At 68.8% G+C, this 25001-nt stretch carries 26 protein-coding genes; 10 read left to right on the top strand and 16 right to left on the bottom strand.

Features of this window, described 5'->3' with window-relative positions; genetic code table 11:
- Window positions 1-25 precede the first annotated feature (25 nt).
- The gene (locus AC1C2S_RS06130) at window positions 26-280 is read right to left on the bottom strand and encodes a hypothetical protein (protein WP_495351642.1); all 255 of its coding nucleotides are present in this window, start codon (window positions 278-280) and stop codon (window positions 26-28) included.
- A 170-nt stretch (window positions 281-450) separates the two neighbouring features.
- On the opposite strand from AC1C2S_RS06130, the gene AC1C2S_RS06125 reads away from it, so the two are divergent.
- Window positions 451-573: a hypothetical protein gene (locus tag AC1C2S_RS06125; protein ID WP_495351641.1), complete on the top strand. Its 123-nt coding sequence runs from the start codon at window positions 451-453 to the stop codon at window positions 571-573.
- Window positions 574-591: 18 nt separating this feature from the next.
- On the opposite strand, the gene AC1C2S_RS06120 is transcribed toward AC1C2S_RS06125, so the two are convergent.
- From AC1C2S_RS06120 to AC1C2S_RS06110, 3 genes are read right to left on the bottom strand one after another with little or no spacing between them, the layout of a single operon-like run.
- Window positions 592-1533: a TAXI family TRAP transporter solute-binding subunit gene (locus AC1C2S_RS06120; RefSeq protein WP_495351640.1), complete on the bottom strand. Its 942-nt coding sequence runs from the start codon at window positions 1531-1533 to the stop codon at window positions 592-594.
- Window positions 1530-2948: a sensor histidine kinase gene (locus AC1C2S_RS06115; RefSeq protein WP_495351639.1), complete on the bottom strand. Its 1419-nt coding sequence runs from the start codon at window positions 2946-2948 to the stop codon at window positions 1530-1532. Before AC1C2S_RS06115 ends, AC1C2S_RS06120 begins: the two co-directional genes overlap by 4 nt.
- Before the next feature lie 2 nt (window positions 2949-2950).
- The gene (locus AC1C2S_RS06110; RefSeq protein WP_495351638.1) at window positions 2951-3607 is read right to left on the bottom strand and encodes a response regulator transcription factor; all 657 of its coding nucleotides are present in this window, start codon (window positions 3605-3607) and stop codon (window positions 2951-2953) included.
- 112 nt (window positions 3608-3719) lie between these two features.
- On the opposite strand from AC1C2S_RS06110, the gene AC1C2S_RS06105 reads away from it, so the two are divergent.
- Together AC1C2S_RS06105 and AC1C2S_RS06100 are read left to right on the top strand one after the other, a co-directional pair.
- On the top strand, window positions 3720-5870 hold the full coding sequence (locus AC1C2S_RS06105) for a TRAP transporter permease (protein WP_495351637.1): 2151 nt from the start codon (window positions 3720-3722) through the stop codon (window positions 5868-5870).
- Between the two features lie 45 nt (window positions 5871-5915).
- Window positions 5916-6932 carry a TAXI family TRAP transporter solute-binding subunit gene (locus AC1C2S_RS06100; RefSeq protein ID WP_495351636.1) on the top strand — a complete coding sequence of 339 codons (1017 nt, stop codon included), beginning with the start codon at window positions 5916-5918 and terminating at the stop codon, window positions 6930-6932.
- 60 nt (window positions 6933-6992) lie between these two features.
- On the opposite strand, the gene rlmC is transcribed toward AC1C2S_RS06100, so the two are convergent.
- The 8 genes from rlmC to AC1C2S_RS06060 form a co-directional block, all read right to left on the bottom strand.
- Window positions 6993-8117: a 23S rRNA (uracil(747)-C(5))-methyltransferase RlmC gene (gene rlmC / locus AC1C2S_RS06095; RefSeq protein WP_495351635.1), complete on the bottom strand. Its 1125-nt coding sequence runs from the start codon at window positions 8115-8117 to the stop codon at window positions 6993-6995.
- Window positions 8118-8194: 77 nt separating this feature from the next.
- Complete coding sequence (locus AC1C2S_RS06090) at window positions 8195-8917, bottom strand: response regulator (protein ID WP_495351634.1); 723 nt, start codon at window positions 8915-8917, stop codon at window positions 8195-8197.
- Entirely contained in the window at window positions 8914-11406 is a 2493-nt protein-coding gene (locus AC1C2S_RS06085) for an ATP-binding protein (protein ID WP_495351633.1), read from the bottom strand. Before AC1C2S_RS06085 ends, AC1C2S_RS06090 begins: the two co-directional genes overlap by 4 nt.
- A gap of 14 nt (window positions 11407-11420) precedes the next feature.
- The gene (kdpC, locus tag AC1C2S_RS06080) at window positions 11421-12026 is read right to left on the bottom strand and encodes a potassium-transporting ATPase subunit KdpC (RefSeq protein WP_495351632.1); all 606 of its coding nucleotides are present in this window, start codon (window positions 12024-12026) and stop codon (window positions 11421-11423) included.
- Window positions 12027-12143: 117 nt separating this feature from the next.
- Window positions 12144-14348 carry a potassium-transporting ATPase subunit KdpB gene (gene kdpB, locus AC1C2S_RS06075; protein ID WP_495351631.1) on the bottom strand — a complete coding sequence of 735 codons (2205 nt, stop codon included), beginning with the start codon at window positions 14346-14348 and terminating at the stop codon, window positions 12144-12146.
- A gap of 1 nt (window position 14349) precedes the next feature.
- Entirely contained in the window at window positions 14350-16023 is a 1674-nt protein-coding gene (gene kdpA, locus AC1C2S_RS06070) for a potassium-transporting ATPase subunit KdpA (RefSeq protein WP_495351630.1), read from the bottom strand.
- A complete protein-coding gene (locus tag AC1C2S_RS06065; RefSeq protein ID WP_022891167.1) occupies window positions 16023-16112 on the bottom strand; it encodes a potassium-transporting ATPase subunit F in 90 nt (29 codons plus the stop codon). Before AC1C2S_RS06065 ends, kdpA begins: the two co-directional genes overlap by 1 nt.
- Window positions 16109-16246 carry a hypothetical protein gene (locus AC1C2S_RS06060; protein WP_495351629.1) on the bottom strand — a complete coding sequence of 46 codons (138 nt, stop codon included), beginning with the start codon at window positions 16244-16246 and terminating at the stop codon, window positions 16109-16111. Before AC1C2S_RS06060 ends, AC1C2S_RS06065 begins: the two co-directional genes overlap by 4 nt.
- Window positions 16247-16477: 231 nt before the next feature.
- Between AC1C2S_RS06060 and AC1C2S_RS06055 the strand changes: the two genes are divergently transcribed.
- Window positions 16478-16897: a hypothetical protein gene (locus AC1C2S_RS06055; protein WP_495351628.1), complete on the top strand. Its 420-nt coding sequence runs from the start codon at window positions 16478-16480 to the stop codon at window positions 16895-16897.
- Between the two features lie 55 nt (window positions 16898-16952).
- Here the strand turns inward: AC1C2S_RS06055 and AC1C2S_RS06050 are convergent, their stop codons facing one another.
- Window positions 16953-17621 (bottom strand): potassium channel family protein, encoded by a 669-nt coding sequence (locus tag AC1C2S_RS06050; RefSeq protein WP_495351627.1) that lies wholly within the window; start codon window positions 17619-17621, stop codon window positions 16953-16955.
- The gene (locus AC1C2S_RS06045; protein WP_495351626.1) at window positions 17614-19056 is read right to left on the bottom strand and encodes a TrkH family potassium uptake protein; all 1443 of its coding nucleotides are present in this window, start codon (window positions 19054-19056) and stop codon (window positions 17614-17616) included. Before AC1C2S_RS06045 ends, AC1C2S_RS06050 begins: the two co-directional genes overlap by 8 nt.
- A 72-nt stretch (window positions 19057-19128) precedes the next feature.
- On the opposite strand from AC1C2S_RS06045, the gene AC1C2S_RS06040 reads away from it, so the two are divergent.
- Window positions 19129-19569, top strand: a complete 441-nt coding sequence (locus tag AC1C2S_RS06040; protein ID WP_495351625.1) for an ArsR/SmtB family transcription factor — start codon at window positions 19129-19131, stop codon at window positions 19567-19569.
- Between the two features lie 56 nt (window positions 19570-19625).
- On the opposite strand, the gene AC1C2S_RS06035 is transcribed toward AC1C2S_RS06040, so the two are convergent.
- Both AC1C2S_RS06035 and AC1C2S_RS06030 read right to left on the bottom strand, forming a co-directional pair.
- Window positions 19626-20111, bottom strand: a complete 486-nt coding sequence (locus AC1C2S_RS06035; RefSeq protein WP_495351624.1) for an anthrone oxygenase family protein — start codon at window positions 20109-20111, stop codon at window positions 19626-19628.
- A gap of 51 nt (window positions 20112-20162) precedes the next feature.
- On the bottom strand, window positions 20163-20672 hold the full coding sequence (locus AC1C2S_RS06030; protein ID WP_495351623.1) for a GNAT family N-acetyltransferase: 510 nt from the start codon (window positions 20670-20672) through the stop codon (window positions 20163-20165).
- Between the two features lie 118 nt (window positions 20673-20790).
- Between AC1C2S_RS06030 and AC1C2S_RS06025 the strand changes: the two genes are divergently transcribed.
- From AC1C2S_RS06025 to AC1C2S_RS06005, 5 genes are all read left to right on the top strand, one after another.
- Window positions 20791-20889, top strand: coding sequence for a 30S ribosomal protein bS22 (locus tag AC1C2S_RS06025; RefSeq protein ID WP_003792170.1), 99 nt, complete (start codon window positions 20791-20793; stop codon window positions 20887-20889).
- A 186-nt stretch (window positions 20890-21075) separates the two neighbouring features.
- Window positions 21076-21345: a glutaredoxin family protein gene (locus AC1C2S_RS06020; RefSeq protein ID WP_495351622.1), complete on the top strand. Its 270-nt coding sequence runs from the start codon at window positions 21076-21078 to the stop codon at window positions 21343-21345.
- Between the two features lie 71 nt (window positions 21346-21416).
- A complete protein-coding gene (locus AC1C2S_RS06015; protein ID WP_495351621.1) occupies window positions 21417-22970 on the top strand; it encodes an FAD-dependent oxidoreductase in 1554 nt (517 codons plus the stop codon).
- 171 nt (window positions 22971-23141) lie between these two features.
- Window positions 23142-23339: a hypothetical protein gene (locus AC1C2S_RS06010; protein WP_495351620.1), complete on the top strand. Its 198-nt coding sequence runs from the start codon at window positions 23142-23144 to the stop codon at window positions 23337-23339.
- Window positions 23336-24973 carry a SulP family inorganic anion transporter gene (locus AC1C2S_RS06005; RefSeq protein ID WP_495351619.1) on the top strand — a complete coding sequence of 546 codons (1638 nt, stop codon included), beginning with the start codon at window positions 23336-23338 and terminating at the stop codon, window positions 24971-24973. Before AC1C2S_RS06010 ends, AC1C2S_RS06005 begins: the two co-directional genes overlap by 4 nt.
- The last annotated feature ends 28 nt before the right edge of the window (window positions 24974-25001 follow it).

The following is a 25001-nucleotide window of genomic DNA, read 5'->3' as shown; positions in this document are numbered from 1 at the left end:
GCGCCGGTGTTCAGTCGCTCGGTCGCTACGCCGCGGTGCGCGCCGCGCGCGAGCGATGCGCACCGAGCACGGCCCTCGCCAGCAGCACGCACGCCCCCACCAGCAGCACGACGCCGACGGTCGTGGCTCCTCCGACGAGCCCCGCGAGTGCCGCGTCTGGGTGCTCACGGGTGAGCGTCGGGTCGGATGCGATTTCGCCCTCGAAACCGGCGGCGAAGCCGATCATGAACAGCCAGAACGCGACGACGACGGCCGCGGCGATGGGGTTGACCCTCCGCATGTCACTCTCCTTCAGGTGACCTGCCAGCTTAGCCCATGCTGCGGAAAAATACCTGGACATGGCCGAATTCCGAGCGGCAGCGCGGTTCGCTCCGAGCGGACATGACTTCCGTCGCGGAGTGGGCTATGGTCATCGGAAGCCCGCCAGCTGACGAAGGGAAGCGAGCTCGAATGTCTGGAAAGAACACACGTGGCAACGCCACGAAGAAGCAGGCCCAACTCTCGTTGAAAGAGAAGCGAGCGCAGAAGCGCGAGAAGACCGACGAGGGATTCATCAAGACGCGCAAGCGCTGACATCCAGCCGCCGCGCCGTCACCCGTAGCGCTCGAAGTAGCGCCGCTCGGCCGCCGGGTGCAGCGGCATCGACCCGGTGTCGATGAGGCTCGACGGCGTCAGGTACTGCAGCCCGGCCGAGCGTTCCGGAACGAGTCGCACCGCATCGTCGATGAGGATATCGACGAGGGCGGTGGCGATAGGGTCCGGAAGATCCGCCCGCGCCAGGAGGAAGTTCGAGACGCCGATCGTCGGCATCGGCTCGCGGAGCGCGTACACACCCGCGGGCACGACGGTCTGCTGGTACGCGTCGGCATGCACCTCGCCGAGCAGCGGTATCGCGGCGCTCAGATCGACGAGCGTCACCTGGATGAGGCCGTGCAGGCGATCGAGTTCCGGAACCGGGATGCCGCCCGACCACATCAAGGCGTCGATGCCGCCGGTCTCGAGTGCGGTGACGGCATCGGCCAGGTTGAGCTCGACGAGCGACGCGGCACGCGCGCCCGACGTCAGGCCGAGTGCGTCGAACACCCTGCGCGACGTCTCGGCCGTGCCGGATGCCGGTGCGCCGATCGAGACGACGCGGCCGGCGAGATCGTCCGCGTCGGCGATCGGACCGCCGACCGGCACGATGCACTGCAGGTAGTTCTGGTAGACGCGACCGATCGAGACGAGCCCGTGCGGATCGATCGCGGCCGAGTCGGCGAGCGCGATCGCAAGGTCGGCGTCGCCCGAGCGGAGCATCCCGATGTTCTCGATGCTGCCGTCGGTCGGAAGCGCCTTCATCGCGGTCACGACACCCGCGGCGACGGCAGCGTCGCTCAACAGTTGGCCGAAGCGGATGTAGGTGCCCCCGGGCTCCCCGCACGCCATCCGGAGCGTTCCACCGGTGCCGGGTCGCGCACAGCCGCCGAGCGAGAGGGCCGAGAGCCCGGCGAACCCGAGGAGCAGCGCGCGGCGCGAGATCGAGCCGCCCGTCATGAGATCGCTCCGAATCGCACGGCGACGCGGAGGCCCCCCTCGTCGGCACGGTCGATACGCAACGCGCCGCCGTTCGCGCGCACGAGTTGCCCGACGATGGCCAGTCCGAGCCCCGTACCCGTGAGCCCGCGATGCTGCGCCGAGCGCCAGAATCGGGTGCCGGCCTGTGCGAGTTCGTCGTCGTCGAGCCCGGGCCCGTCGTCGCTGATGACGATGCGCACCGCATCGCCCTCGCGTTCGTGCTCGCCCTCGCCCTCGTGGGCGAGCGCGAGCCGCACCGTTGCGCCCTCACCGGCGTACTTCCTGGCATTCTCGAGCAGCGTCGCGACGATCTCCTCGAGATCCGATCGGCGGCAGGCGATCTGCACCTCGGTCGTGCCTTCGGCGACCAGGCTCTGGCCCGCCTCGCGCATGAGGGGCTGGAACGGTTCGGCGAGCGCGGCGGCGGTCGGCACGGTGTGCTCGCGACGAGACGCCTCGGCGAAGCCGTTTCCGCGGCTCACCTCGGCCGTCGCACGATGCTCGGCGTCGGCGAGCACGAGCATCCGTCCGACGGTCGATTCGAGGCGGTCGAGGTCGGCGTCGACGATCTCGAGGGAGTCGTCGCTGGAGCCGTCGCGGTTCAGCGCATCGATGCGCAGGCGGATGGCCGCGAGCGGATTGCGCAGTTGATGCGATGCGTCCGCCACGAAGTCGCGCTGCTGCACGAGAGTGTCCTCGATGCCCTCGGCCATGCGCGAGAACGATGCGGCGAGCCGGCGCAACTCGGGCGGGCCGGTGGCGTCGACGAGCCGCACGTCGCGGTGCTCACTGAACGCGTTCGTCGCGTCGTCGAGCGCGCGCACGGGTCGCAGCACCCAGTTCGTCCACCAGAGCGAGGCCGCGGCGAGGCCCCCGAGTACCAGCAGCCCGACGAACGCGACGAGCAGCCACGACAGCGTGATGTCGCGCCTGGCCGCCGCTGCGTCGATCTGCAGGACGACGACGCCCATACTGAGTTCTCCGGTGCCGAGGACCGGCTCGGAGACGAGTGCCGTGCCGGTGCTCCACGGCCTGATGACGGGCAGCTGCCACTGCGGCAGGTTGCGCGACGAGGCGAGCGCGTGCGCCCGCACCTCCTCGTCGGCCGGGGTGAGGGCGCCGACCTGCGCGATGTCGGTGCCTTCGCCGTCGAGCACGACCACGGACTCGCCGTAGACCTCGCCGAAGCGGTCGAGGTATCGCTCGAGCGCGGCGGTGTCCGACGAGGTGATGGCGTTCTCGGCAAGGCGCACGATGTGGTCCATCGACGATGCGCGGGCCAGTGCGAGTTGCTGCGTTCGCGAGACTGCGATGGACTCGCCCACGGGAATGACGATCGCGAGCACGGCCAGGAGACCGAAGAGCATGAGCGGCAGCAGTACCTGGGCACGCATGCCTACGACGCTTCCAGTCGGTATCCGTAGCCGCGGATCGTGGTGATCGCGTCGCTCGAGGGCAGCTTCTGGCGCAGCTGTGCGAGGTGCACGTCGAAGGCTCGCGAATTCGCAGCGTAGGCGTCGCGCCACACCTCGTCGAGGATCTGCTCTCGGCTCACGGCTGCGCCCACCCTGCGGGCCAGCACCGCGAGGAGCGAGAACTCGGTCGGCGTCAGTGCGAGCTCTTCGCCGTCGCCGCGCACCCGGCGCGCTCCGAGATCGATCTCGAGGCTTCCGGTGCGCACGAGGTCGAGGGACGGGGCGCTGAGACGGCGGCGGGCGACGACCTCGAGTCGGGCGAGCAGTTCACGCATGCGCACGGGCTTCACGAGATAGTCGTCGGCGCCGAGGCGCAGAGCGAGTACCGTCGACCGCTCGTCGCCGCGTGCTGTGACGACGAGCACCGGCAGGTCGGTCACGAGGCGGAGCCGTCTGATGACGTCGAAGCCGTCGGTGTCTTCGAGGCCGAGATCGAGCATGAGCACGTCGAAGTCATGGTGCCGGAGGAGCACGTCGCCGCCCCGGGCCACCTGCTCGGTCTGGTGTCCGCTCTGCGTGAGCACCGATGCGAGGGCAGCAGCGACGGAGGTGTCGTCCTCGGCGATGAGCACACGCATCCTCGCAGTTTAGACATCACGTTCGACATCGCGGTCTCGGTGGATGTAAAGGGGATGTAAGGATTCCGGACGGCTCGGGCGAAGGATGCGGCGGCCACCCTACGGTTGCGCCATGTCCTACACCGAAGTAGAACCGACGGGTCGCGCCGCCTCCACGACGGAGGCCGGCCAGGCCGGCTCGGGCCCGTTGCCACCCGACGACATCATCGCCGAGTTCGACGAAGAGCGCCCGTCGCGCACGCTGCCGATTCGGCTCGAGCGCGTGATCACGGCGTACTGCTTCGTCGTGTCGCTGTTCGTGCTCTACCAGGTGTTCTTCCCGCTGCCCCAGGGCACGCAGTTCTCACTCATCGCCTTCCTGTCGGTCACGCTGCCGCTCACCTTCCTGCTGTACCGCGGCCGGAAGCGCAGGAGAGACCCGCTCCGCTCCGACGCGCCGACGGTGTGGGACTGGACCCTCACGGCTGCCACCGCGTTCGTCTGCACCTATCCGATCCTGCCGATCGTGATCGGCGATGGCGGAGGCGGTTTCGACGCGTTCCTGAACCGACAGGGCACGCTCGGCACGGTCGACGTGATCGCGGGCACCGCGCTCACACTGCTGATTCTCGAGGCGACCCGTCGCACCACGGGCCTCGTGCTTCCGATCTTCTGCGTCGTGTTCTTCCTCTACGCCTACTACGGCGGCTTCCTGCCGATGGACTGGGCGATCAGCCACGCGGGCGTGAACTTCGACCAGATCATCAACGGCTTCTACAACGACCAGTCGGGCTTCTTCGGCACACCACTGGGCGTTGCGGCGACGTACATCGTGCTGTTCATCATCTACGGAGCCGTGTTGTCGGCGACGGGGGCGGGCCGCTTCTTCATCGACTTCTCCTTCTCGCTCTTTCCCGCGTCGAGGTCGGCCTCGGGTCGCACCGTCGTGACGAGCGGGTTCCTGCTCGGCACGGTGTCGGGTTCGGGCACGGCGACGGCGGTGACGCTCGGCTCCCTTGCCTGGCCGATCCTGCAGCGCGCGGGGTATCCGCGGAACAACGCCGGCGGGATGCTCGCCGCAGCCGGCATCGGCGCGATCCTCTCACCGCCGACGCTCGGTGCGGCCGCCTTCATCATCGCGGAGTACCTGCAGGTGTCGTATCTCGAAGTGATGATCTGGGCGATCATCCCCACGATCCTCTACTACGTCGGCATCTTCCTCGCGGTGGAGATCGACGCCCGCCGCTTCGCGACTCGGGCGGTGGATGTACCGAGGAAGCACCTCGGCAAGCTGGTCGCGCGCTTCGGCTACCACTTCCTCTCGCTCGCCGTCATCATCTTCTTCCTCGCGCTCGGGCTGCCCGCGTTCCGTTCGATCGTCTACGCGACACTCGTCGCCGCAGTGTTCGGGCTCGTCGAGCGGATGGTGTCGCGGCGCGACCCGCTCGACGACGCCTCGGTGGCGACGACCCTCCCGAAGGCGGTCGCCGAGTACCTCGGCGAGCTGTACCACGCACTCGCGAGCGGCATCCGAAGCGCGATTCCAGTCGTCGCCGTGTGCGCGGCCGCGGGCATCATCACGAGCGTCATCGTCAAGACCGGCATCGGCCTCACCTTCGCCCGCATGCTCGTCTCGCTCGCCGAAACCGTCAGCGACAACCCCGAAGTCACCCTCACGATCACGTGCCTGCTCGCCGCGGTCGCGATCATCCTGCTCGGCCTGGCGGTGCCGGTGACCGCATCGTTCATCATCTCCTGGGTGATCATCGGCCCCGCGCTCATCGCCCTCGGGGTCGAGCGGCCCGAGGCGGCGATGTTCATCTTCTACTTCGCGGTGCTCTCCGAGGTCTCCCCGCCCACGGCGCTCGCGGCCGTCGCATCCGCGGCGATCACCGGCGGCGACACGATCAAGACGATGTGGCAGGCGACGAAGTACACGCTGCCGGCGTTCCTCGTGCCGCTTGCGTTCGTGCTCACCCCTGCGGGCGGCTCACTGCTGCTGCAGGGCGGACTTCTCACCTCGCTGTGGGCGACCGTCGTGTCGCTCATCGCCGTCGCGGCCCTAGCCGGCGCCACGGGCGGATGGGTGCTCGGCCCGGCGAACTGGCCCGAGCGCATCCTGCTGCTCCTCGGCGCGCTGTGCTGCCTCTACCTCGTGCCGGTCTCGATCGCCATCGGCCTCGTCTGCATCGCTGCTGCGATCGCCGTCAACTGGCTTCGCAGGCGCCGCGCTCGGGGCCCGGCCGACGCGTCAGCGCAGCGCCCCCTCGTCTCAACCCCCTGACCGTGACCAAGAACTCCTGACCGCCACCAAGAGAGGAACACGCACATGACACTCCCCACTTCGAACAGAGGCAAGGTCGGCGCAGCGTTCGCGGTCATAGCCGCATCGGCGCTGCTGCTGACCGGGTGCGGCGGCCAGCAGCCGCAACAACCGGCCGCCGAGGGAAGCGGTGAGGCCTGCGTCGCCTCCCCCCAGCAACTGACCATCGCCACCGGCAACTCGACGGGCGTCTACTACGTGCTCGGCGGAGCAATCTCGGATGTGCTGAGCAGTGAAACCGAGCTGCGCGTCACCGCCGCCGAGACCGGGGCATCCGTGCAGAACATCGAGCAACTCGTGAGCGGCGACTACGACATCGCGTTCTCGCTGGCCGACACCGCTTCCGACGCGGTCAACGGCACCGGCTCGTTCAGCGAGCCGCAGCCCGTCGAAGCACTCGGCATGATCCACTCGAATTACACCCAGGTCATCGTGAGGCAGGACAGCGGCATCACGACCATCGCCGACATGGCCGGCAAGACGGTGTCGACCGGGTCGCCGAAGTCGGGCACCGAGGTGATCGCGCTCCGGCTGCTCGAGGCGGCCGGTCTCACGCCCGACACCGACGTCACCACGCAGCGACTCGACCTCGCGACGAGCGTCGACGGTCTGCGCAACGGCACGGTCGATGCGATCTTCTGGTCTGGCGGATTGCCGACTCCCAACATCACCGAGCTGTTCACTTCGGATGCCGGTGCGGTCGAGTTCATCGACATCACTCCCGAACTCACGGGTCTGCAGGAGATCAGCCCCGTCTACCAGGAGGGCGCGATTCCCGCCGATACGTACGGCCTCGATGCGGATGTGCCGACGATCGTGGTGCCGAACGTGCTGCTCGTGCGCGACGACATGGACGACGCGACGGCGTGCAACATCACCGAGACGATCTGGAGCAACGTCGACAAGCTGGAACAGGTGCACGCGGCCGCGGCCGCGTTCGACCCCGAGGATGCGAAGCAGACCGACCCGATCTCGCTGCACCCGGGCGCAGCGCAGGCGCTGGAGGCCCTCACCGGCAAGTGACCCGCATGGGAGGGGCCCGGCCCGCATGGGTGGAGCCCGGCCCCTCCCATGCGCATCGGTTCAAGCGCGCTCGAGCAGCACCATCACCTCGAAGTGCGTCGTCTGCGGGAACATGTCGAACACCCGGCCGCGCACTGGGCGCAGCGACGGCATCGCCTCGAGGTCGCGCGCGAGCGAGGCGGCGTTGCAGCTCGAATACAGCACATGACGAACAGCGGATGCCTCGAGCCATCCGCTCAGCTCACGGCCGATGCCGCGCCGGGGCGGGTTCACGATCACGAGATCGGGTGGCGTCTCGGCGTCGAGCGCGAAGGCGGTGGCGTCGCCGGCTTCGAACCGCACACGTGAGAGCGCGGCATCCGTTCGGCTGAGCTCTGCGCTCGCGACGGCCTCGACGCTCGTCTCGATGCCGGTGACGGATGCCGCGGCATCCGCGATGTGCAGGGCGAAGCCGCCGACGCCGGAGTAGAGGTCCCAGGCCGAGTCGGGTGCGAGCCCGCGTACCCAGTCGCGTGCTTCGACGTAGAGCGCGGAGGCGATCTCGGTGTTCGTCTGGAAGAAGCTCTGCGGGCGCAGGTGCATCGTCACATCGTTCAGGCGCATGGGCAGGGTGCTTGCCTCGGTGAAGACGATCTCGTGCTCGCCCTCGAGCACGGCCTTGTGCTCGGGCAGTACGTTCGCGGTGACCACGCGGGCGTTCGGCAGCTCGGCGAGGAGCCACGGCAGGTGCTTGCGGATGCGCCCCACCGGCTCGGTCGAGCGCACGACGAAGCGGATCATGAGCTCGCCGTCGGGCGACTCGGTGAGGATGAGGTGCTTGAGCTCGCCCGTGCGGGTCGGCACGTCGTACGGTCTGAGGCCCGCGCGCGTGATGAACGCGGCGATCACGGGAAACGCGGCGCGATGACCGGGGGAGCAGATGCCGCAGGCTTCGAGGTCGATGCCGTGGCCGTCGGCATCGAGGATGCCGATCGTCGGAGCCGCCGTCGTACCGGCGATCACCATCTTCGCCTTGTTGCGGTAGCCCGCCTCGGGGCTTGCGACGGGCGGCAGCCAGTCGAGGCCGTCGTGCGCGGCGAGCAGGTCTTCGGCGTGACGCTGCTTGCCCGCGAGCTGCGCCGAATAGGGCTGCCCCATGAGCGAGCACGAGGTGCAGCGCCCGGCGTCGAAGTAGGTGCAGTCCACGGGGTCCAGCGTAGGCGGGACTCGAGACGCGGATTCGCTGTGGTTCGCCGGCGGGGTCTCGATACGCTCGTTCGTCGCTACTCGACCAACGGAACAGGCTCGGCCGGGGCCGCCCCAGGCTCGAAGCGATAGCCCATGCCGGGCTCTGTGAGGAAGAAGCGCGGCTCCGACGGCGTCGGCTCGAGCTTGCGACGCAGCTGAGCGACATAGAGGCGCAAGTAGCCGGCGTCGTTCGCATGGAACGGCCCCCACACCTCGCTCAGCAGCATCTGCCTGGTGAGCAGCTTGCCCGGGTTCCTGAGGAACAGCTCGAGCAGGCGCCACTCAGTCGGTGTGAGGCGCACGGATGTCGCGTGCCCCGAGGCATCCGTCGCCCTGATGGTCTTCGCGGCGAGGTCGACGGTGAGTGCCCCGACGGTGAACGCCGCGGCATCCGCTTCGCCGGTGGTCGACCGGGCTCGAGCACGGATGCGGGCGAGGAGCTCGTCCATGGCGAACGGCTTCGTCACGTAGTCGTCGGCACCGGCATCGAGAGCATCGACCTTCTCGGCCGAATCGGTGCGGCCCGAGAGCACGAGGATCGGCACCTTCGACCACGCGCGCACCGCGCGGATCACGTCGATGCCATCGACTTTCGGCATGCCGAGATCGAGGAGGATCAGGTCGGGGTGGGCGTTCGCGGCGAGATCGATCGCCTCTGCGCCGTCACGCGCGGCGATCACGTCGTAGCCGCGGGCGGCGAGTGTGATGCGCAGCGCCCGTTGCAACTGATCGTCGTCGTCGGCGAGGAGGATCCTCATCGCGCCTCCTCGGTGGTCGGGGCCGACGGCAGGGTGACGACCATGGTGAGGCCGCCGCCGGGGGTGTCGTCGACTTCCAGTGTGCCGTCCATTCCCTCGACGAACCCCTTCGACAGGGCGAGTCCGAGCCCGAGGCCCGTGTCGTTGTCGGTGTCGCCGAGTCGTTGGAAGGGCGTGAAGACCTCGTCGCGGCGTTCGGCCGGGATGCCCGGTCCGCGGTCGACGACCCGCAGTTCGGTGCGGCCCTGGAAGGAGCTCGCGGCGAGGCGCACCCGTTCGCCGGCCGGACTGTGCCGTACGGCGTTCGCGAGCAGGTTCACGACGACGCGTTGCAGCAGCACCCCATCGGCGAGCACCGGTTCGAGCCCGTCGGCGAGGTCGAGTTCGACCTCGCCGGGGCCGAGCGCGAGCTCATCGAGCGCCGGGAAGACGACATCGGCGACCTCGGTCGGGGCGAGGGTGACGGCGAGCGCGCCGGCCTGCACCCGGCTCACGTCGAGCAGGTTCGTGACGAGTTCGGCGAGGGCGTCGAGACTCTCGGACGCGGTCGCGAGCAGCTCGTCGCGCTCGGCAGCCGGCAACTCGACCTCCCTCGACCGCAGCGCGCTCACCGCGGCCGACGCCGAGGTGAGCGGGCGCCGCAGGTCGTGACCGACCGCGGCGAGGAGCGCCGAGCGCACCTTGTCGGTCTCGGCGAGCGCCGTTGCCGCCGACGCCGCAGAAGACAGCGCGCCGTGCTCGATCGCGGCGTCGATCTGCGAGGCGATGACCTGCAGCAGGCGGCGTTCGGATGCCTCGAGGTCCTGGCCGTGCAGTTCGAGCACGCCGCGCGTTCCGACCGGCACGTTCGTGACCCGGTCGTCGCGGGCCGGCTCGCCATCGGCGACGCGGCTCTCGCCGTCGATGAGCAGGCGCACCCCGGTGAGGCCGAACGCCTCGCGGGTGCGCGTGACCATGGCCTGCAGCGCGTCTTCGCCGCGCAGCACGCTGCCGGCGATGGACGCGAGGAGCTGCGATTCGGCTGCGGCGCGCCGAGCGATGCGCGTGCGTCTGGCCGCCTGGTCGACGACGTAGCTCACGAGCAGCGCGTTCGCGACGTAGAAGAGCAGGGCGAGCAGTTGGCGAGGGTCGGCGATCGTGAGGGTGAAGCGGGGCTCGACGAACAGCACGTTCAGGGTGATTCCCGACAGCACCGCGGCGAAGAGGCCCGGCCAGATGCCGCCGATGAGTGCGACGACGATGACGAGCAGCTGATAGGCGAGCACATCGCTCGTGATCGACGTCTCGGTGTGGAATGTCGCGAGCAGCCAGCTGAGCAGCGGGCCGGCGACGAGGGCGACGGCGAAGCCGACGAGCAGGCGCGTGCGGCTGAGGGCGCCGCCGAGCTTCGGCAGCGAGATGCCCGAGCCGGCCGCTGCGTGGGTGACGATGTGCACGTCGATGTCGCCCGACTCGCGGATGACGGTCGCGCCGATTCCGGGACTCGAGAACGCGGCGGCGAGCCGCGACCTGCGGCTGACGCCGATCACCAGCTGCGTGGCATCCGCTGCTCTCGCAAACTCGACGAGCGCCCGTGGCACGTCTTCGCCGACGACCTGGTGGAAGGTGCCGCCGAGCTGTTCCACGAGCGTGCGCTGGGCATCGAGGGTGCCAGGATGCCGCGCCCGCATGCCATCGGGATTCGTGACGTGCACGGCGATGAGCTCGCCACCAGAGGACCGGGAGGCGATGCGCGCGCCGCGCCGCAGGAGCGTCTCGCCCTCGGGACCACCGGTGAGGGCGACGACGACGCGCTCACGCGCCTCCCACTTGCGGTCGATGCCGTGCTCGGCTCGGTAGGCCTTGAGCGCCGAATCGACCTCGTCGGCGAGCCACAGCAGGGCGAGCTCCCGTAGCGCCGTGAGGTTGCCGAGCCGGAAGTAGTTCGAAAGTGCGGCGTCGATGCGCTCGGCGGGGTAGACGAGCCCGCCCGAGAGACGATCGCGCAGGGCCTGCGGGGCGAGGTCGACGACCTCGATCTGGTCGGCGCTGCGCAGCACCCGGTCGGGGATCGTCTCGCGCTGCGGCACGCCGGTGATCTGCAGCACGACGTCGCCGAGCGATTCGATGTGCTGCGTGTTCACCGTCGAGATGACGTCGATGCCGGCGTCGAGCAGCTCATCGACGTCTTGCCAGCGTTTCGCGTGGCGCGAGCCGGGCGCGTTGGTGTGCGCGAGCTCATCGACGAGGGCGATCTGGGGCTTCCTCGCGAGCACGGCGTCGAGGTCCATCTCGGTGAGGGCCATGCCGCGGTGCGTCACGGTGTGGCGGGGGACGACCTCGAGCCCCTCGACCATCGAGGCCGTCGCGCGGCGCCCGTGGGTCTCCACGAACGCCACGACGACGTCGTTGCCCTCGGCGGCGAGACGCTTGCCCTCTTCGAGCATCGTGTAGGTCTTGCCGACGCCGGGAGCGGCGCCGAGGAGCACTCGCAACCGCCCCCGTCTCATGCGTTCAGCCCTCCTCAGCCGAGCTCGGCGAGCGCGAGGTTCAGCTGCAGCACGTTCACGGTCGGCTCGCCCAGATAACCGAGGTCCCGTGCCTGAATCCTAGACTCCACGAGCGCCTCGACGTCGGCTTCGGCGAGGTCGCGCTCCGCGGCCACGCGCGCCACCTGGAGGCGGGCGTACTCCGGGCTGATGTGCGGGTCGAGACCCGAGGCCGAGGCGGTCACCGCGTCGGCAGGGACATCCGCTTCGGAGACTCCGTTGAACTCGGCGACCTGGGCTCTGCGCGCGCCGATCGCGGCGATGAGGTCTGCGTTCTCGGGTCCCCAGTTGCTGCCGCTCGAGGCGCCGCCGTCGTAACCGTCGCCGGCGGCCGACGGACGCGACTGGAACCATTCGGGCAGCGGTGCGCCCTCGGCATCCGTGAACGACTGGCCGATCAGGCTCGAGCCGACGACTTCGCCGTCGGTCGTGACCTGCGAGCCGTTCGCCTGTGCCGGCAGTACGAGCTGGCCGATGCCCGTGACGACGAGCGTGTAGGCGACGCCGAGCACGGCGGTGAAGATGAGCATCGCGCGAACCGCCACCCAGTGGGTGCGGACCGTGGTGCGAGTGGAGCTCATGGTGTTGGTTTCCTTTCGAAGTTCTCGCTGGTCGAGTAGGCCCGCCAGGGCCGTATCGAGACCGAGTGCCAAGCCTCGATACGCTCGCTGCGCTCGCTACTCGACCAGCGGGTGGGTTCAGAACCCGGGGATGAGGCTGACGACGAGGTCGATCAGCTTGATGCCGATGAAGGGGGCGATGATGCCGCCGAGGCCGTAGATCAGGAGGTTGCGGCTCAGGATCGCGGAGGCTCCGCCCGGCTTGTACTTCACGCCGCGCAGCGCGAGTGGGATGAGCACCACGATCACGAGCGCGTTGAAGATGATCGCCGACAGGATCGCCGAGGCGGGGGAGTGCAGCTGCATGATGTTCAGCACCGCGAGTCCCGGGAAGATCCCGGCGAACATCGCCGGGATGATCGCGAAGTACTTCGCGATGTCGTTGGCGATCGAGAACGTCGTGAGTGCGCCGCGGGTGATGAGCAATTGCTTGCCGATGCGCACGATCTCGATGAGCTTCGTCGGATCGGAGTCGAGGTCGACCATGTTGCCGGCCTCTTTCGCGGCCGACGTGCCCGTGTTCATCGCCACGCCGACGTCGGCCTGCGCGAGCGCCGGGGCGTCGTTCGTGCCGTCACCGGTCATCGCGACGAGGTTGCCGCCCGCCTGCTCGCGCTTGATGAGCGCCATCTTGTCTTCGGGCGTGGCCTCGGCGAGGTAGTCGTCGACGCCGGCCTCGGCAGCGATGGCCTTGGCGGTGAGCGGGTTGTCGCCCGTGATCATCACGGTGCGGATGCCCATCGCGCGGAGCTCGGCGAACCGTTCGGTGAGCCCGTCCTTCACGATGTCCTTGAGGTGCACGACGCCGAGCAGGCGCGCCTCGCCCGAGCTGTCCTTCGCGGCGACGACGAGCGGGGTGCCGCCGCCGTTCGAGATCACCTCGACGCGCTGCTCCAGTTCATCGAGCGTCGACGACTCGATGCGACCGGATGCCTCGACCCACGCGATGACCGCTGAACCGGCGCCCTTGCGAATGCTCGATCCGTCGGGAAGATCCAGCCCGGACATGCGGGTCTGCGCGGTGAACGGCACGACCTCGCCTTCAGGGGCGGTAGTGAAGCGGATGCCCCGTTCCGCCGCGAGCTCGACGATCGAGGCGCCCTCGGGCGTCGGGTCGGCGAGGGACGACAGTGCTGCTGACTGCTCCAGCTCGGTGATGTCGACGCCCGGCATCGGCACGAACTCGCTCGCACGACGGTTGCCGTACGTGATGGTGCCGGTCTTGTCCAGCAGGAGCGTCGTCACGTCGCCGGCCGCTTCGACGGCACGGCCCGACATCGCGAGCACGTTGCGCTGCACGAGCCGGTCCATGCCGGCGATGCCGATCGCCGAGAGCAATGCGCCGATCGTCGTCGGAATCAGGCACACGAGGAGGGCGACGAGCACCGGGATGGAGGCCTTGGTCGCCGCGTACGAGGCGATCGGGTTGAGCGTGAGCGTGACGATCACGAAGATGATCGACAGGCTCGCAAGCAAGATGTTCAGCGCGATCTCGTTCGGCGTCTTCTGGCGTGATGCGCCCTCGACGAGCGCGATCATTCGGTCGACGAAGGTCTCACCCGGCTTCGAGGTGATGCGCACGACGATGCGGTCCGAGAGCACTCGCGTGCCGCCCGTGACGGCCGAGCGGTCGCCACCCGATTCGCGAACGACCGGCGCCGACTCGCCCGTGATGGCGGACTCGTCGACGGAGGCGATGCCCCACACGATGTCGCCGTCGCCCGGCACGAGCTGCCCGGCGGTCACGACGACAACGTCGCCGAGCTTCAGGTCGGCCGAGGAGACCTCGGTGACCGGGGTGCGTTCGGCTGCGGCCGCCGGATCGAGTAGGCGCGCCAGCGCCGTTTCGAGATCATCCGTCGCCTCGTCGTAGTTCGTGATGAGGTGGGCGGTCGTCGACGTGCGGGTCTGCCGCAGGGTGTCGGCCTGCGCCTTGCCGCGGCCCTCGGCCACCGACTCCGCGAGGTTCGCGAAGAGCACGGTGAGCCAGAGCCACACGGCGATGCCCCAGGTGAAGGTGAGCGGTACGGCGGTGCCGCCCGAGGATCCCGGCCCGCCGAGCAGCGGCTCGGCGATCGCGAGCACCGTGGTGAGCACGGCGCCGATCTCGACGATGAACATGACGGGGTTGCGCCACATGAGCCGAGGGTCGAGCTTCTTGAACGCTCCGGGCAGGGCCTGCGCGATCTGGGCGGGGCCGAAGGCGCCGGTTGCGCGTTTCGAGGGTGAACCCATCGGACGCGGGGTGTGCCCGGTCTCGGGTTGTTCGGTGATGGTGGACATTTCAGTTCAGCCCTTCGGCCAGGGGACCCAGCGTGAGAACGGGGAAGAAGGTGAGGGCGGTCACGATGACCGTCACACCGACCAGGAGGCCGACGAACTGCGGCCGGTGGGTGGGGAGGGTGCCGGCGGTCGCGGGTACTTTGTCCTGCGCCGCGAGGGATCCGGCGAGGGCGAGCACGAACACGATCGGGATGAACCGGCCGAGCAGCATCGCGACACCGAGCGCCGTGTTGAACCAGGGCGTGTTCGCCGTGAGTCCGGCGAAGGCCGAGCCGTTGTTGTTCGACGCGCTCGTGAAGGCGTAGAGCACTTCGCTCATGCCGTGGATGCCCGGGTTCCAGATCGACGTCGCTTCGACGTCGGCCCGGATCGCGGGGATCGCGAACGAGAGCGCGGTACCCACGAGCACGAGCGTCGGCGTGACGAGGATGTAGAGGCTCGCGAGCTTGATCTCGCGCGGCCCGATCTTCTTGCCGAGGTACTCGGGCGTGCGACCCACCAACAGGCCCGCGACGAACACCGTGATGACCGCGAGCACGAGCATGCCGTAGAGACCCGAACCGACGCCGCCGGGAGCGACCTCGCCGAGCATCATGTTGAGCATCGGCATCATGCCGCCGATCGCGGTGAACGAGTCGTGCATCGAGTTGACGGCGCCCGTCGAGGTGAGCGTCGAGGTCGAGCCGAACAGGGTCGAGCCGAAGATGCCGAAACGCGCTTCCTTGCCCTCGAGCGCACCGCCGGCGAGCTCGGGGGCGGTGCCGTTGCCGCCCGCCTCGAGCGCGCTGAGCGCCACGAGCGAGACGACGAAGAGCGTCGCCATGACGGCGAGGATCGCGTAACCCTGCTTGTTCGAGCCGACCATCCTGCCGAAGGTGCGCGGCAGGGCGAATGGGATCGCGAGCATGAGCACGTTCTGGAAGAGGCTCGTCCACGCGGTGGGGTTCTCGAACGGGTGCGCGGAGTTCACGTTGAAGAAGCCGCCGCCGTTCGTGCCGAGCAGCTTGATGACCTCTTGCGAGGCGACGGGGCCGCCCGGGACCTTCTGCGAGTTGCCGGCGAGCGTCGTGATCTCGGTGAAGCCGTTGAAGTTCGCCGCGACGCCGCCGATGAGGAGCACGATCGCGCCGATCACCGAGAGCGGGAGCAGCAGTCGGAACGAACCGCGGAACAGGTCGACCCAGAAGTTGCCGATCGTGCCCGAGCCGCGGCGGGCGAAGCCGCGCACGAGGGCGATGGCGACGGCGATGCCGACGGCGGCCGACACGAAGTTCTGCACCGCGAGGCCAGCGAGCTGCACGGTGTAGCCCATCGTGAGTTCGGGGGAGTACGACTGCCAGTTCGTGTTCGCCACGAACGACGCCGCGGTGTTGAACGACAGGCCCTCGGGAACGGCCGGCAGGCCGAGCGAGTACGGCAGCACGGCCTGGGCGCGCTGCAGCACGTAGACGAACAACAGGCCGATGACCGAGAACGCGAGCACGGCGCGCAGGTAGGCGGGCCACGACTGCTCGGCGCGAGGGTCCACGCCGATGAGGCGGTAGAGGCCGCGTTCGATCTTCCAATCGCGGTCGCTCGAGTAGAGGCGAGCCATGTAGTCGCCGAGGGGGCGGTAGATGAGCGTGAGGATCAGGGCGAGGGTGGCCGCCTGCAGCACGGCGAACAGCACGCCCATCAGAACCGCTCAGGTTTCACGAGGGCGTACACGAGGTACACCACAGCGGCGACACCCAACGCGGCAGCGAGGAGTTCGAAGAAGATCACAGCTTCTCGACCCCTCTGGCGATGAGGCCGACGAGTACGAACACGGCGATGATGCCGAGAAGGTAGACGACGTCGAGCACGAAGACTCCAGATTCGGGAGGCCGCGGGCCACAAGCGCGGCGAGCGGGCAGCATTTTCGCTGCACTTGCGATGCAACACCCGGGCGGATGCCCCGGCGCTGATCCTCACGAGTCCCTAACGGGTCGTCCGTCGATCCGAATGCGGCGCTCACGGCCCCGGCAGGTGGCGCACGTTCACGGCGGCGGTCTGGTCACTCGTCACCACCGAAGGACTGAGCGAAGGCCCTCGGCGCGGCGCGAGCCCGCGCGCGCTCGTCGGCGCCCGGCGGGCGCTACGTTTGCCTCATGGATGCGGCGGACACCATCTCGGTCATCAGCGAGGTGATCGGATGGTTCGCGCTCGCCGCAGGGCTCGTGTGCCTGCTGCTGGCGCTGCTCATCCGACTGGCCGACGGTCGTTGGATTCGCACCGAGGCCGTCGTCATCGACAGTGACGGCGACGACAGGAACGGCGGCGAGGTCGGCAGTGTCGTGCGGTGGTTCACCGACGACGGCTTCCAGTCGCGGATGCTCAGCGCAGAGGAGCGGGCGCACGTGACCCGCCCAGAGGAGGAGCCGGCCTACTACAAGGAGCGGGAGCCGTATCGGCTGCGACTCCACGAGCCGCCGACGGGTCGCCGGGTGCTCCGCATCGTCGGCATCGTGCTCATCGGCATCGCCGTGCTCGCGGCGGTCATCGGCCTCGTGCTGATGTTCGTCGGCTGACGAGCGGCCGCCGCGGGCGGCATCCGCTCGACTCGACGCTGACGAGGCCCGCGGGTCACTCGAGCGCGGCGAACCGCTCGATGTCGCCCTCGGTACCCGACACGATGATGAGGTCGTGGTTGGAGACCACGGTGTTCTCGGTCGCGTAGGTGAAGGGCTTGCCGGGGCTCTTCACACCCACGACGGTCACGCGGTATTTCGACCGCACTCCCGACTCGGTGAGGTTCTTGCCGCGGATCGGTTTCGGCGGGTACATCTTCACGAGGGCGAAGTCGTCGTCGAACTCGATGAAGTCGAGCATGCGCCCGCTCACGAGGTGCGCTGTGCGCTCGCCGGCCTCGCGCTCGGGGTAGATCACGTGGTTCGCGCCGATACGCTGCAGGATCTTTCCGTGCGAGGCCGAGATCGCCTTCGCCCAGATCTGCGGGATCTTCAGGTCGACCAGGTTGGCGGTGATGAGCACGGATGCCTCGATCGACGAGCCGACCGCGCAGACCGCGATCGAGAAGTCCTGCGCGCCGATCTGCTTCAGCGCATCGATCGACCTCGCATCGGCGACGACGGCGTGCGTGACCCGCTCCGACCACTTCTGCACGAGCGCTTCGCTCTCGTCGACGGCGAGCACCTCGCGACCGAGCCGGTCGAGCTGGCCCGCGGTGGCGGCGCCGAACCGGCCGAGGCCGATCACGAGCACTGGGGCGTCGTGCCTGATTCGATCAACCAACGATGGGCCTCTCTTCCGGACGCTTGAACAACTGCCGGCGCTGGCTCGCCGCCAGGGCCGCGGCGAGTGTCACTGTACCAACCCGCCCCATGAACATCGTGGCCGCCATGACGTAAACGCCCTCTGGCGGCAGTTCGGCCGTGAGGCCGGTCGACAGGCCGCACGTGGCGAACGCCGAGATGACGTCGAAGAGCACGTAGTCGAACGGCTGCTTCGTGATCTGCAGGATCGCGATCGAGGAGACGGCCACGATCGTCGCACCCCAGAGCACGACACTGACCGACAGCCGCAGCATGTCGCGTGGGATGCGTCGGCCGAACGCCTCCATCGAGGGCGCGCCTCTCGCTTCGGCGAATGCGGCGAGGAAGAGCACGGCGAGCGTCGTGACCTTGATGCCGCCGGCGGTCGACGCCGATCCGCCACCGATGAACATGAGCATGTCGGAGACGAGCAGGCTCGACCCGTTGAGGTCGTGCATGTTGATCGTCGAGAAGCCGCCCGATCTCGTCATCATCGACATGAAGAACGATTGGAAGACCGTCGGTCCGGCGTCGAGCTGCCCGTAGGTCTTGGGATTGCCGTACTCGAGCAGCAGGAACATCGCTGCGCCGAGCACGAAGAGGATCGTGGTCGTCGTGAGCGTGAGCTTGACGTGCACGCTCCAGCGATGCGGATGCCGCCAGGCCCGGGCCAGCGCGAAGATCACGGGGAAGCCGAGGCTGCCGAGGAAGACGCCCAGCATCAGAAGCGATTGGAACCAGTAGTCGCCGATGAGCGGCTCGAGACCGCCGGGGTTCGGGTTGAAGCCCGTGTTCGTGAACGCCATGGCCGAGTAGTAGAAGCTGTACCAGAACGAGTGCCAGGCGTCGTAGCCCGCAGCGAGCATGCTCGGGATCATGCCGATCGCGATCGTCACCTCGATCACGAGGGCGCTGATGGCGACCGTCGCGAGCAGCCCGCCGACCTCGCCGAGGCGAACGGCCTGCCGTTCGGAGACCGGGCCGACGTGGATGCGCGAGGGGTTCGAGTCGCTCGCGGCGATGAGCTTGGCCCGGAGGCCCAGCCGCCGGGAGATGACGAGGCCGAGGATCGACGCGAGGGTCAGCACGCCGACGCCGCCGATGTTGACGCCGATGAACACGAGTGCGTTGCCGAACGGCGACCAGTGGGTGGCCATGTCGACGGTCGCGAGGCCCGTGACGCAGATGACCGACACCGCGGTGAACACGGCATCGTGCAACGGCGTGATCTGGCGGTCGGCGCTCGCGATCGGGAGCGAGAACAACACGGTGAACACGACGATGAGTGCGGCGAAGATGAGAATCGCGAATCGCGACGGGGAGTGCTTCATGAGCCCGTCGACCGCGTCGCGTACTTTGCCGAGCGAGGACCGGCGGTCGACACGACCAAGACGACTCATCGGCTGTGCGCGCATCGAGCCCCCTCTGTGCCGTCACCGAACGCGTGAGTCATGGTACTCCCCGCCGTGAGTGACTAGCCTTGGGGCATGGCGGACATCTTCGACGTGGTGGCGGACTCGACGCGGCGCGACATCCTCGCCGTTCTCCTCGAGCGTGAAGGCGCGGTGCCATCTTCGGGCGGCGAGATCAGTGTGTCCGAGATCGTGACCGCGCTCGGCGCGAGTCAGCCGACGGTCTCCAAGCACCTGAAGGTGCTGCGCGAGTCGGGTCTCGTGGCGGTGCGCGAAGAGGGTCAGCACCGGTACTACAAGCTCGACCGCACGCCGCTCGAGGCACTCGAAGACTGGCTGATTCCATTCGTGTCGACGGATGCCGCGGCTGACGCTGCCACGCTCGCGGGCGTTGGGGCGCACGATGATGTGCCGCTGAACACCGAGCAGTTCGCGTTCGCGGCCGCCATCGGCAAGGCGTTCGCCGAGACCGCTCACCAGGTCACCGCGGTCGTCGGACCGAAGAAACGCCGGTAGCGAGCCCGAGGGGCTCGATACTCTCGCTGCGCTCGCTGCTCGACCAGCGTGGCCGCTCATCCGGCGAGGGTGAGGGCCAGCACGAACGCGAGGCTTGCGGCCGTCGAGGTGAGCGTGCGCACGTGATTCCACGCGAGCCACCCCGGGCGGAAGGCCTGCCATGCCGCCGCGAGCGCCGCGGCATCCGTGTCTGCTGGCGCAGCAAGCCGATTGTTGCGCGGCACGTTCGCGCCGCCAGTGACGCCCACGACGCCGACGAGGTAGAGCGCAGCGCCCGCGACCGACCACCACGTGGCGCCCTCGGGCTCGCCGAGGAAGGCGAGCACGGCGAGCACCGCGACGACGAGGGCGGTGCCGAAGATCGCGAGCATGAGCGGGGCCCGCACCGCGGTCACGTTGATCTCCCGCATGGCCCGTGCGGCATCCGCAGCGGGCAGGCGGCCGATGCCCTGCGTGACGAACCCTGAGAACGCGAAGAAGACGCCGGCGACGAGCCCGGTGCCGACGATCGCGACGATGAGCAAGATGTCGACGAAGTCCATGCCGTCAGTCTGCCGTAATGGGCTTCGGCAGGCTGAACCTGCAGGTCGGCATCATCGCAGCGGCTTGATCATCTCGAGCTCGAGACCGCCGGGGTCCAGATCGTATTCGCGGCTGCGGCCTGTGTGAGTGAACCCGAGCTTCTCGTAGAACCGGATCGCCCGGGGGTTGTCTTCGTGCACCTCGAGCCGAAGGGTGTCGCCGAAGCCGCGCGCCCAGTCCTCGACGGCGTCGAGCAGCCGGCGTGAGACGCCCGCGGCGTCACCCCGGTAGTCGGCAGCGACGTACACGCCGACGAGCAACGGACCCGACGTGGCATCCGGAATATAACCGCCCATGTGCCCGATCCAGCGCTCGCCGTCGATCGCGACGATCGAGGTCTGGCCCGCCGTCGTGCCGCGCGCGCCGCGAAGCCGCCAGACCGATTCCTCGACGTCGAGGGCGGCCGCGAGGGTCTCGCCGTAGGCCAACGGGTAGTCCCGCAGCATCTCGAGACGCAGCGCCCGCACGGCCTGCCAGTCGGATTCCCGGGTGGTGCGAATGACGATGTCGTGGTGCGGCATCCCTCGACGGTAACTCATCGGGCGAGGGCGACCGCGCGAATCCGGTAGACTACCCCGAGGCTTTCTGGCCACCGGCCGCGGCACGCGCGACCGACTTGATCTTTTCTGTGAGGTTCTGATGGGTTCCGTCATCAAGAAGCGCCGCAAGCGCATGGCGAAGAAGAAGCACCGCAAACTGCTTCGCAAGACGCGTCACCAGCGTCGCAACAAGAAGTAGTCCTTCGCACTACAGGCTGAGCGTCAGGCCCTAGGCCTGGCGCTTTTCGCTGTACCCGGGCGGCGCCACGACCTTTCGGCGGGTCACGGCCGATACAGAAGGTCGTGCGAGCGCAAAAGGTCGTGGTGATCGTGCAGATCACGGCGGCACGGCGACGACGTCTCGAGACCCGCATACGATCGAAGCATGGCTCGCGACATCCGCCTCACCCTCATCGGCAAGCCCGGCTGCCACCTCTGCGACGACGCACGAGGAGTCGTGCAGGGCGTGATGGCCAAGATCGAGACGGCGGATGCCGCGCCGCGGATCGACCTCGATGAGCTCTCGATCCTCGACGACGAGGGCCTGCGGGCTCAGTACGCCGAGGACATCCCCGTGCTTCTCATCGACGGCGTCGTGCACAACTACTGGCGCATCGACCCGGTGCGACTGAAGACGGCGCTGCTCGCCGACTGAATCGCCCTACCGTCATTCGGGGATCAGTCAAGCCCGTTGCGGGGCCACCCCACCCGGACTTGACTGGCGGCATGACCTCCTCTTACTGGAAGGCCGCGGCATACGCAGGCGCAGACGCAGAGCCGACGGCGCTCACCGCCGGCCGGTCGATCCCGGCCGGGACCGTCGACGTGGCGGTCGTCGGCGCCGGCATCACTGGCCTCTCGACCGCGCTCATGCTCCAGCGCGCGGGCCGAACCGTGGTGGTCGTCGAGGCGACGGAGGTCGCGGCGCTCGCATCGGGTGCCAACACGGGCAAGGCCAGCGTGCTGCAGGGCGCGAGGCTGCAGCGCATCCGCCGTTCGCACTCGGCGAAGGTCACGCGAGCTTACGTCGAGGCGAACCTCGACGGGCAGGCTTGGATCGCCGAATTCGTCGGAGAACGTGACCTGCCATTCGCCACCGAACCGGCGTACAGCTATGCGCAGTCGGAGCGTGGTCTGAAGACGGTGCTCGCCGAGTTCGATGCGGCGCGCGAAGCCGGGCTGCCGGTCGAGATGATCGAACGGATGCCGGTGCAGTTCCCGTTCGCCGGGGCGGTCGCCCTCGAGAGGCAGCTCGCTTTGGACCCGTACCAGCTCGTGCTCGAGCTGGCTCGCGCGTTCGTCGAGGCCGGAGGCGTGCTCATGACCGGTCTGCGGGTGCGTGACGTGCACGCGTCGGATCCCGTCGTGCTCGAGACCGACGACGGCGCGCTGCGGGCACGCGACGTCGTCGTCGCCACCGCGACGCCCATCCTCGACCGAGGACTCTACTTCGCCAAGACGCGGCACTCGCGCTCGTACATCGCCTCGTTCCGCGTCGGGGATCCGCCGCCGCCCGGGCTCTTCCTCTCCGTCGATGCGCCGACACGCTCGGTGCGAACAGCGCCGACGCATCCGGAGTCCAGCGCCGCGGGGCTGCAGCTCATCGTCAGCGGCAACGAGCACCCGGTCGGGCGCGTCGAGTCGGCGGCCGCACGTGTCGACGATCTGGTGCAGTGGACGCAGCGCCACTTCCCCGGTGCCGAGCTCACCCACCGCTGGTCGGCGCAGGACTACGAATCGCTGAATCTCATTCCCTTCGCCGGGTGGATGCCTCGCGGTCGCGGTCGCGTCTGGCTCGCGACGGGGTACGCGAAGTGGGGCCTGACGAACGGCGTGGCTGCTGCGCTGCGCATCTCCGCCGAGATCCTCGGCGAGCCGTGGCGCGAGCAGCGGCCGTGGATTCGCACGCTCGGCACCCGGCCGACCATGCCCGCCGATCTCGGGCGGGGGATCTCGGAGAACGCGAAGGTCGCGCGCGAACTCGCCGCCGGATGGGCGCATGCGGAGGCGCATGCGACACCGGTGCGGCGGCCGCCCGAAGGCGCGGGGGTCGTGGCCTCGCGCGGCAGGGTGCCCGTCGGGGTGTCGACGGTCGATGGGCAGACGTGCGCGGTACGGGCCATCTGCACGCACCTCGGCGGTGTCGTGCAGTGGAACGACGCAGAGCACACGTGGGACTGCCCCTTGCACGGCTCGCGCTTCGAGGCATCCGGCGGGCTCATCGAGGGACCGGCCACTCGGGACCTGCGTTCGACCGTGCGGCCCGGCGGCCAGCTCTGACCGTCGTGTCATCCGCGTGGCGCCGATGGCTCACTGTCTCGCCATTGTCTTGTCGCGCCTGCTGTGACACGGTGGAGGCGAAGCCGCCGGGGGCGACGGCTTCTGAGCGGGAAGGGTGATCGAGGGGGCATTCGCTGCTCGCCGGCGCCCGGCCAGACGGAGGGGCTGTCTGTGAGCAAGAAGTGCGATGTGCAGCGTTCGTCATTGCCGACTCCCGACCTGGCCTGCACGGGCCCGGTCAAGCCCGTGCGCATCTGGACCCGCATCGGGCGACGTCCGATGCGGGCCGCGGCATCCGATCATGACTTCACGGTCGTGAGCGTGAAGCGCGACTGGTCGACGGTCTTCCCCGAGCCGGCCGGCGGATGACCCGCGCGACCGCGACCGCGGCCCGTCGGCGATGGTGGTTCCCCACGCTGCAGGGTTATCAGCGAGGATGGCTCGGGGCCGACGTTCTCGCGGGGCTCTCCGCCGGAGCCGTCGTCATCCCGCAGGCGATGGCGTACGCGACGATCGCGAACCTGCCCGTGCAGGTCGGGCTCTACTCATGCATGGTGCCGCTGTTCGTCTACGCGATGCTCGGCGGTTCACGGGCGATGAGCGTGTCGACGACGTCGACGATTGCGACGCTGTCTGCCACGACGCTCGTCTCGGCCGGCGTGGCCGCGGGCTCCAACGACCCCGTGCCCGACCTCATGGCGCTGACGCTGCTCGTCGGCGTCATCCTCCTGATCGCCCGGCTCTTCAAGCTCGGCTCCCTCGTCGAGAACATCTCGAAGGCGACGATCGTCGGCATCCAGATCGGCGTCGGGGCGACCGTCGCCGCCGGGCAATTGCCGAAACTGCTCGGTGAGACGACGGATGTCTCGGCGCACGGGTTCATCAGTTCGCTCATCGCCGTCGGCGAATCGGTCGGCGCGGCGAACGGGCCGACGATCGCATTGTCGCTCGGGTCGATCGCGACCCTGGTGGTGTTGAAGCGGTTCGCACCGCGGGTGCCGGGGCCGCTCATCGTGGTTGCGGCGGGCATCCTCCTCATGGCGTTCACCGGTCTTCACGACGCCGGGGTCGAACGCATCGCGACGGTCCCGCAGGGGTTTCCGGCACCAGAGTTGCCATCGTTCGCGAACCTCGGTGCGCTGCTGCCGGGTGCATTGGGCATCGCCGTCATGGCGTTCCTCGAGTCCGCGGCGGTCGCCCGAACCATCCGCAAGCCCGGCGAAGCGCAGGTCGACAGCAACCAGGAGCTCTTCGCAACCGGCGCGGCCAACACCATCGGCTCCTTCTTCCAGGTGCTGCCCGCCGCCGGCGGCTTCTCGCAGAGCGCGGTCAACCAAGGCGCGGGGGCGAAGAGTCAGCTCTCCTCGATCGTGACGGTGCTGCTCGCGCTGCTCGTCGCCCTGTTCCTCGCACCCGTGTTGAGCCTCTTACCGCAAGCGACGCTCGCGGCGATTGTGTTCGTCGCCGTGGCCGGGCTCATCGACATCCGCTCGCTCGTGCGCTTCTGGCGCATCAGTCGAGCCGACTTCTGGATCGCGGTGTCGACCGCCGTCGTCGGGCTCACCGCGGGGCTGCTCATCGCGGTCGCGGTCGGAGTCGTCGCGACCCTCACGGTGGTGCTGCGCGAACTCAACAAGCTGCGCGTCGATGTGGAGGAGCCGGTCGATGGGGTGCTGCCCGTGCGACTCATGGGCCCTCTGTACACGGCGAACGTGCTCGCGAACGAGAACGCGGTGCTCGCCGCGGTGGCTGATCGCGAAGGGATCCGCGTCGTCGCCCTCGAACTCGCACGACTCGTGATCGTCTCGATCACGGTGCTCGACACCCTCGCCGACCTCGAGCGTGAGCTCGCCGACCAAGGGGTGGAGCTCAGGGTCGCGGCCGTGCCTGAGGCCGCGGCCGACCTCGCGCGGCGCGGGGATTGGTTCGCGAACCTCGAGCGCGAGGGCCGCGCCTATCCGACGCTCGACGACGCGGTCGCCGGAAGGCACCAGATCGGCTGAGCGCAGCGCTCGCGCGCGCGTGTTCGCC

This window comes from Agromyces sp. Y782, from assembly GCF_059445405.1.
The sequence above is the reverse complement of the archived record's forward strand: the minus strand, read 5'-3'. Positions and strand labels throughout refer to the sequence as shown.

What these genes read in the sequence shown, in the direction of transcription:
- AC1C2S_RS06105 (WP_495351637.1), top strand. Translation starts at nt 3,720, where the DNA reads ATGTCCTACACCGAAGTAGAACCGACGGGTCGCGCCGCCTCCACGACG.
- AC1C2S_RS06040 (WP_495351625.1), top strand. Translation starts at nt 19,129, where the DNA reads ATGGCGGACATCTTCGACGTGGTGGCGGACTCGACGCGGCGCGACATC.
- AC1C2S_RS06090 (WP_495351634.1), bottom strand. Translation starts at nt 8,917, where the DNA reads ATGAGGATCCTCCTCGCCGACGACGACGATCAGTTGCAACGGGCGCTG.
- kdpB (WP_495351631.1), bottom strand. Translation starts at nt 14,348, where the DNA reads ATGTCCACCATCACCGAACAACCCGAGACCGGGCACACCCCGCGTCCG.
- AC1C2S_RS06085 (WP_495351633.1), bottom strand. Translation starts at nt 11,406, where the DNA reads ATGAGACGGGGGCGGTTGCGAGTGCTCCTCGGCGCCGCTCCCGGCGTC.
- AC1C2S_RS06125 (WP_495351641.1), top strand. Translation starts at nt 451, where the DNA reads ATGTCTGGAAAGAACACACGTGGCAACGCCACGAAGAAGCAGGCCCAA.
- AC1C2S_RS06110 (WP_495351638.1), bottom strand. Translation starts at nt 3,607, where the DNA reads ATGCGTGTGCTCATCGCCGAGGACGACACCTCCGTCGCTGCTGCCCTC.
- AC1C2S_RS06130 (WP_495351642.1), bottom strand. Translation starts at nt 280, where the DNA reads ATGCGGAGGGTCAACCCCATCGCCGCGGCCGTCGTCGTCGCGTTCTGG.
- AC1C2S_RS06060 (WP_495351629.1), bottom strand. Translation starts at nt 16,246, where the DNA reads ATGCTGCCCGCTCGCCGCGCTTGTGGCCCGCGGCCTCCCGAATCTGGA.
- AC1C2S_RS06030 (WP_495351623.1), bottom strand. Translation starts at nt 20,672, where the DNA reads ATGCCGCACCACGACATCGTCATTCGCACCACCCGGGAATCCGACTGG.
- AC1C2S_RS06035 (WP_495351624.1), bottom strand. Translation starts at nt 20,111, where the DNA reads ATGGACTTCGTCGACATCTTGCTCATCGTCGCGATCGTCGGCACCGGG.
- AC1C2S_RS06025 (WP_003792170.1), top strand. Translation starts at nt 20,791, where the DNA reads ATGGGTTCCGTCATCAAGAAGCGCCGCAAGCGCATGGCGAAGAAGAAG.
- AC1C2S_RS06120 (WP_495351640.1), bottom strand. Translation starts at nt 1,533, where the DNA reads ATGACGGGCGGCTCGATCTCGCGCCGCGCGCTGCTCCTCGGGTTCGCC.
- AC1C2S_RS06055 (WP_495351628.1), top strand. Translation starts at nt 16,478, where the DNA reads ATGGATGCGGCGGACACCATCTCGGTCATCAGCGAGGTGATCGGATGG.
- kdpA (WP_495351630.1), bottom strand. Translation starts at nt 16,023, where the DNA reads ATGGGCGTGCTGTTCGCCGTGCTGCAGGCGGCCACCCTCGCCCTGATC.
- AC1C2S_RS06115 (WP_495351639.1), bottom strand. Translation starts at nt 2,948, where the DNA reads ATGCGTGCCCAGGTACTGCTGCCGCTCATGCTCTTCGGTCTCCTGGCC.
- kdpC (WP_495351632.1), bottom strand. Translation starts at nt 12,026, where the DNA reads ATGAGCTCCACTCGCACCACGGTCCGCACCCACTGGGTGGCGGTTCGC.
- AC1C2S_RS06020 (WP_495351622.1), top strand. Translation starts at nt 21,076, where the DNA reads ATGGCTCGCGACATCCGCCTCACCCTCATCGGCAAGCCCGGCTGCCAC.
- AC1C2S_RS06005 (WP_495351619.1), top strand. Translation starts at nt 23,336, where the DNA reads ATGACCCGCGCGACCGCGACCGCGGCCCGTCGGCGATGGTGGTTCCCC.
- AC1C2S_RS06045 (WP_495351626.1), bottom strand. Translation starts at nt 19,056, where the DNA reads ATGCGCGCACAGCCGATGAGTCGTCTTGGTCGTGTCGACCGCCGGTCC.
- AC1C2S_RS06100 (WP_495351636.1), top strand. Translation starts at nt 5,916, where the DNA reads ATGACACTCCCCACTTCGAACAGAGGCAAGGTCGGCGCAGCGTTCGCG.
- AC1C2S_RS06015 (WP_495351621.1), top strand. Translation starts at nt 21,417, where the DNA reads ATGACCTCCTCTTACTGGAAGGCCGCGGCATACGCAGGCGCAGACGCA.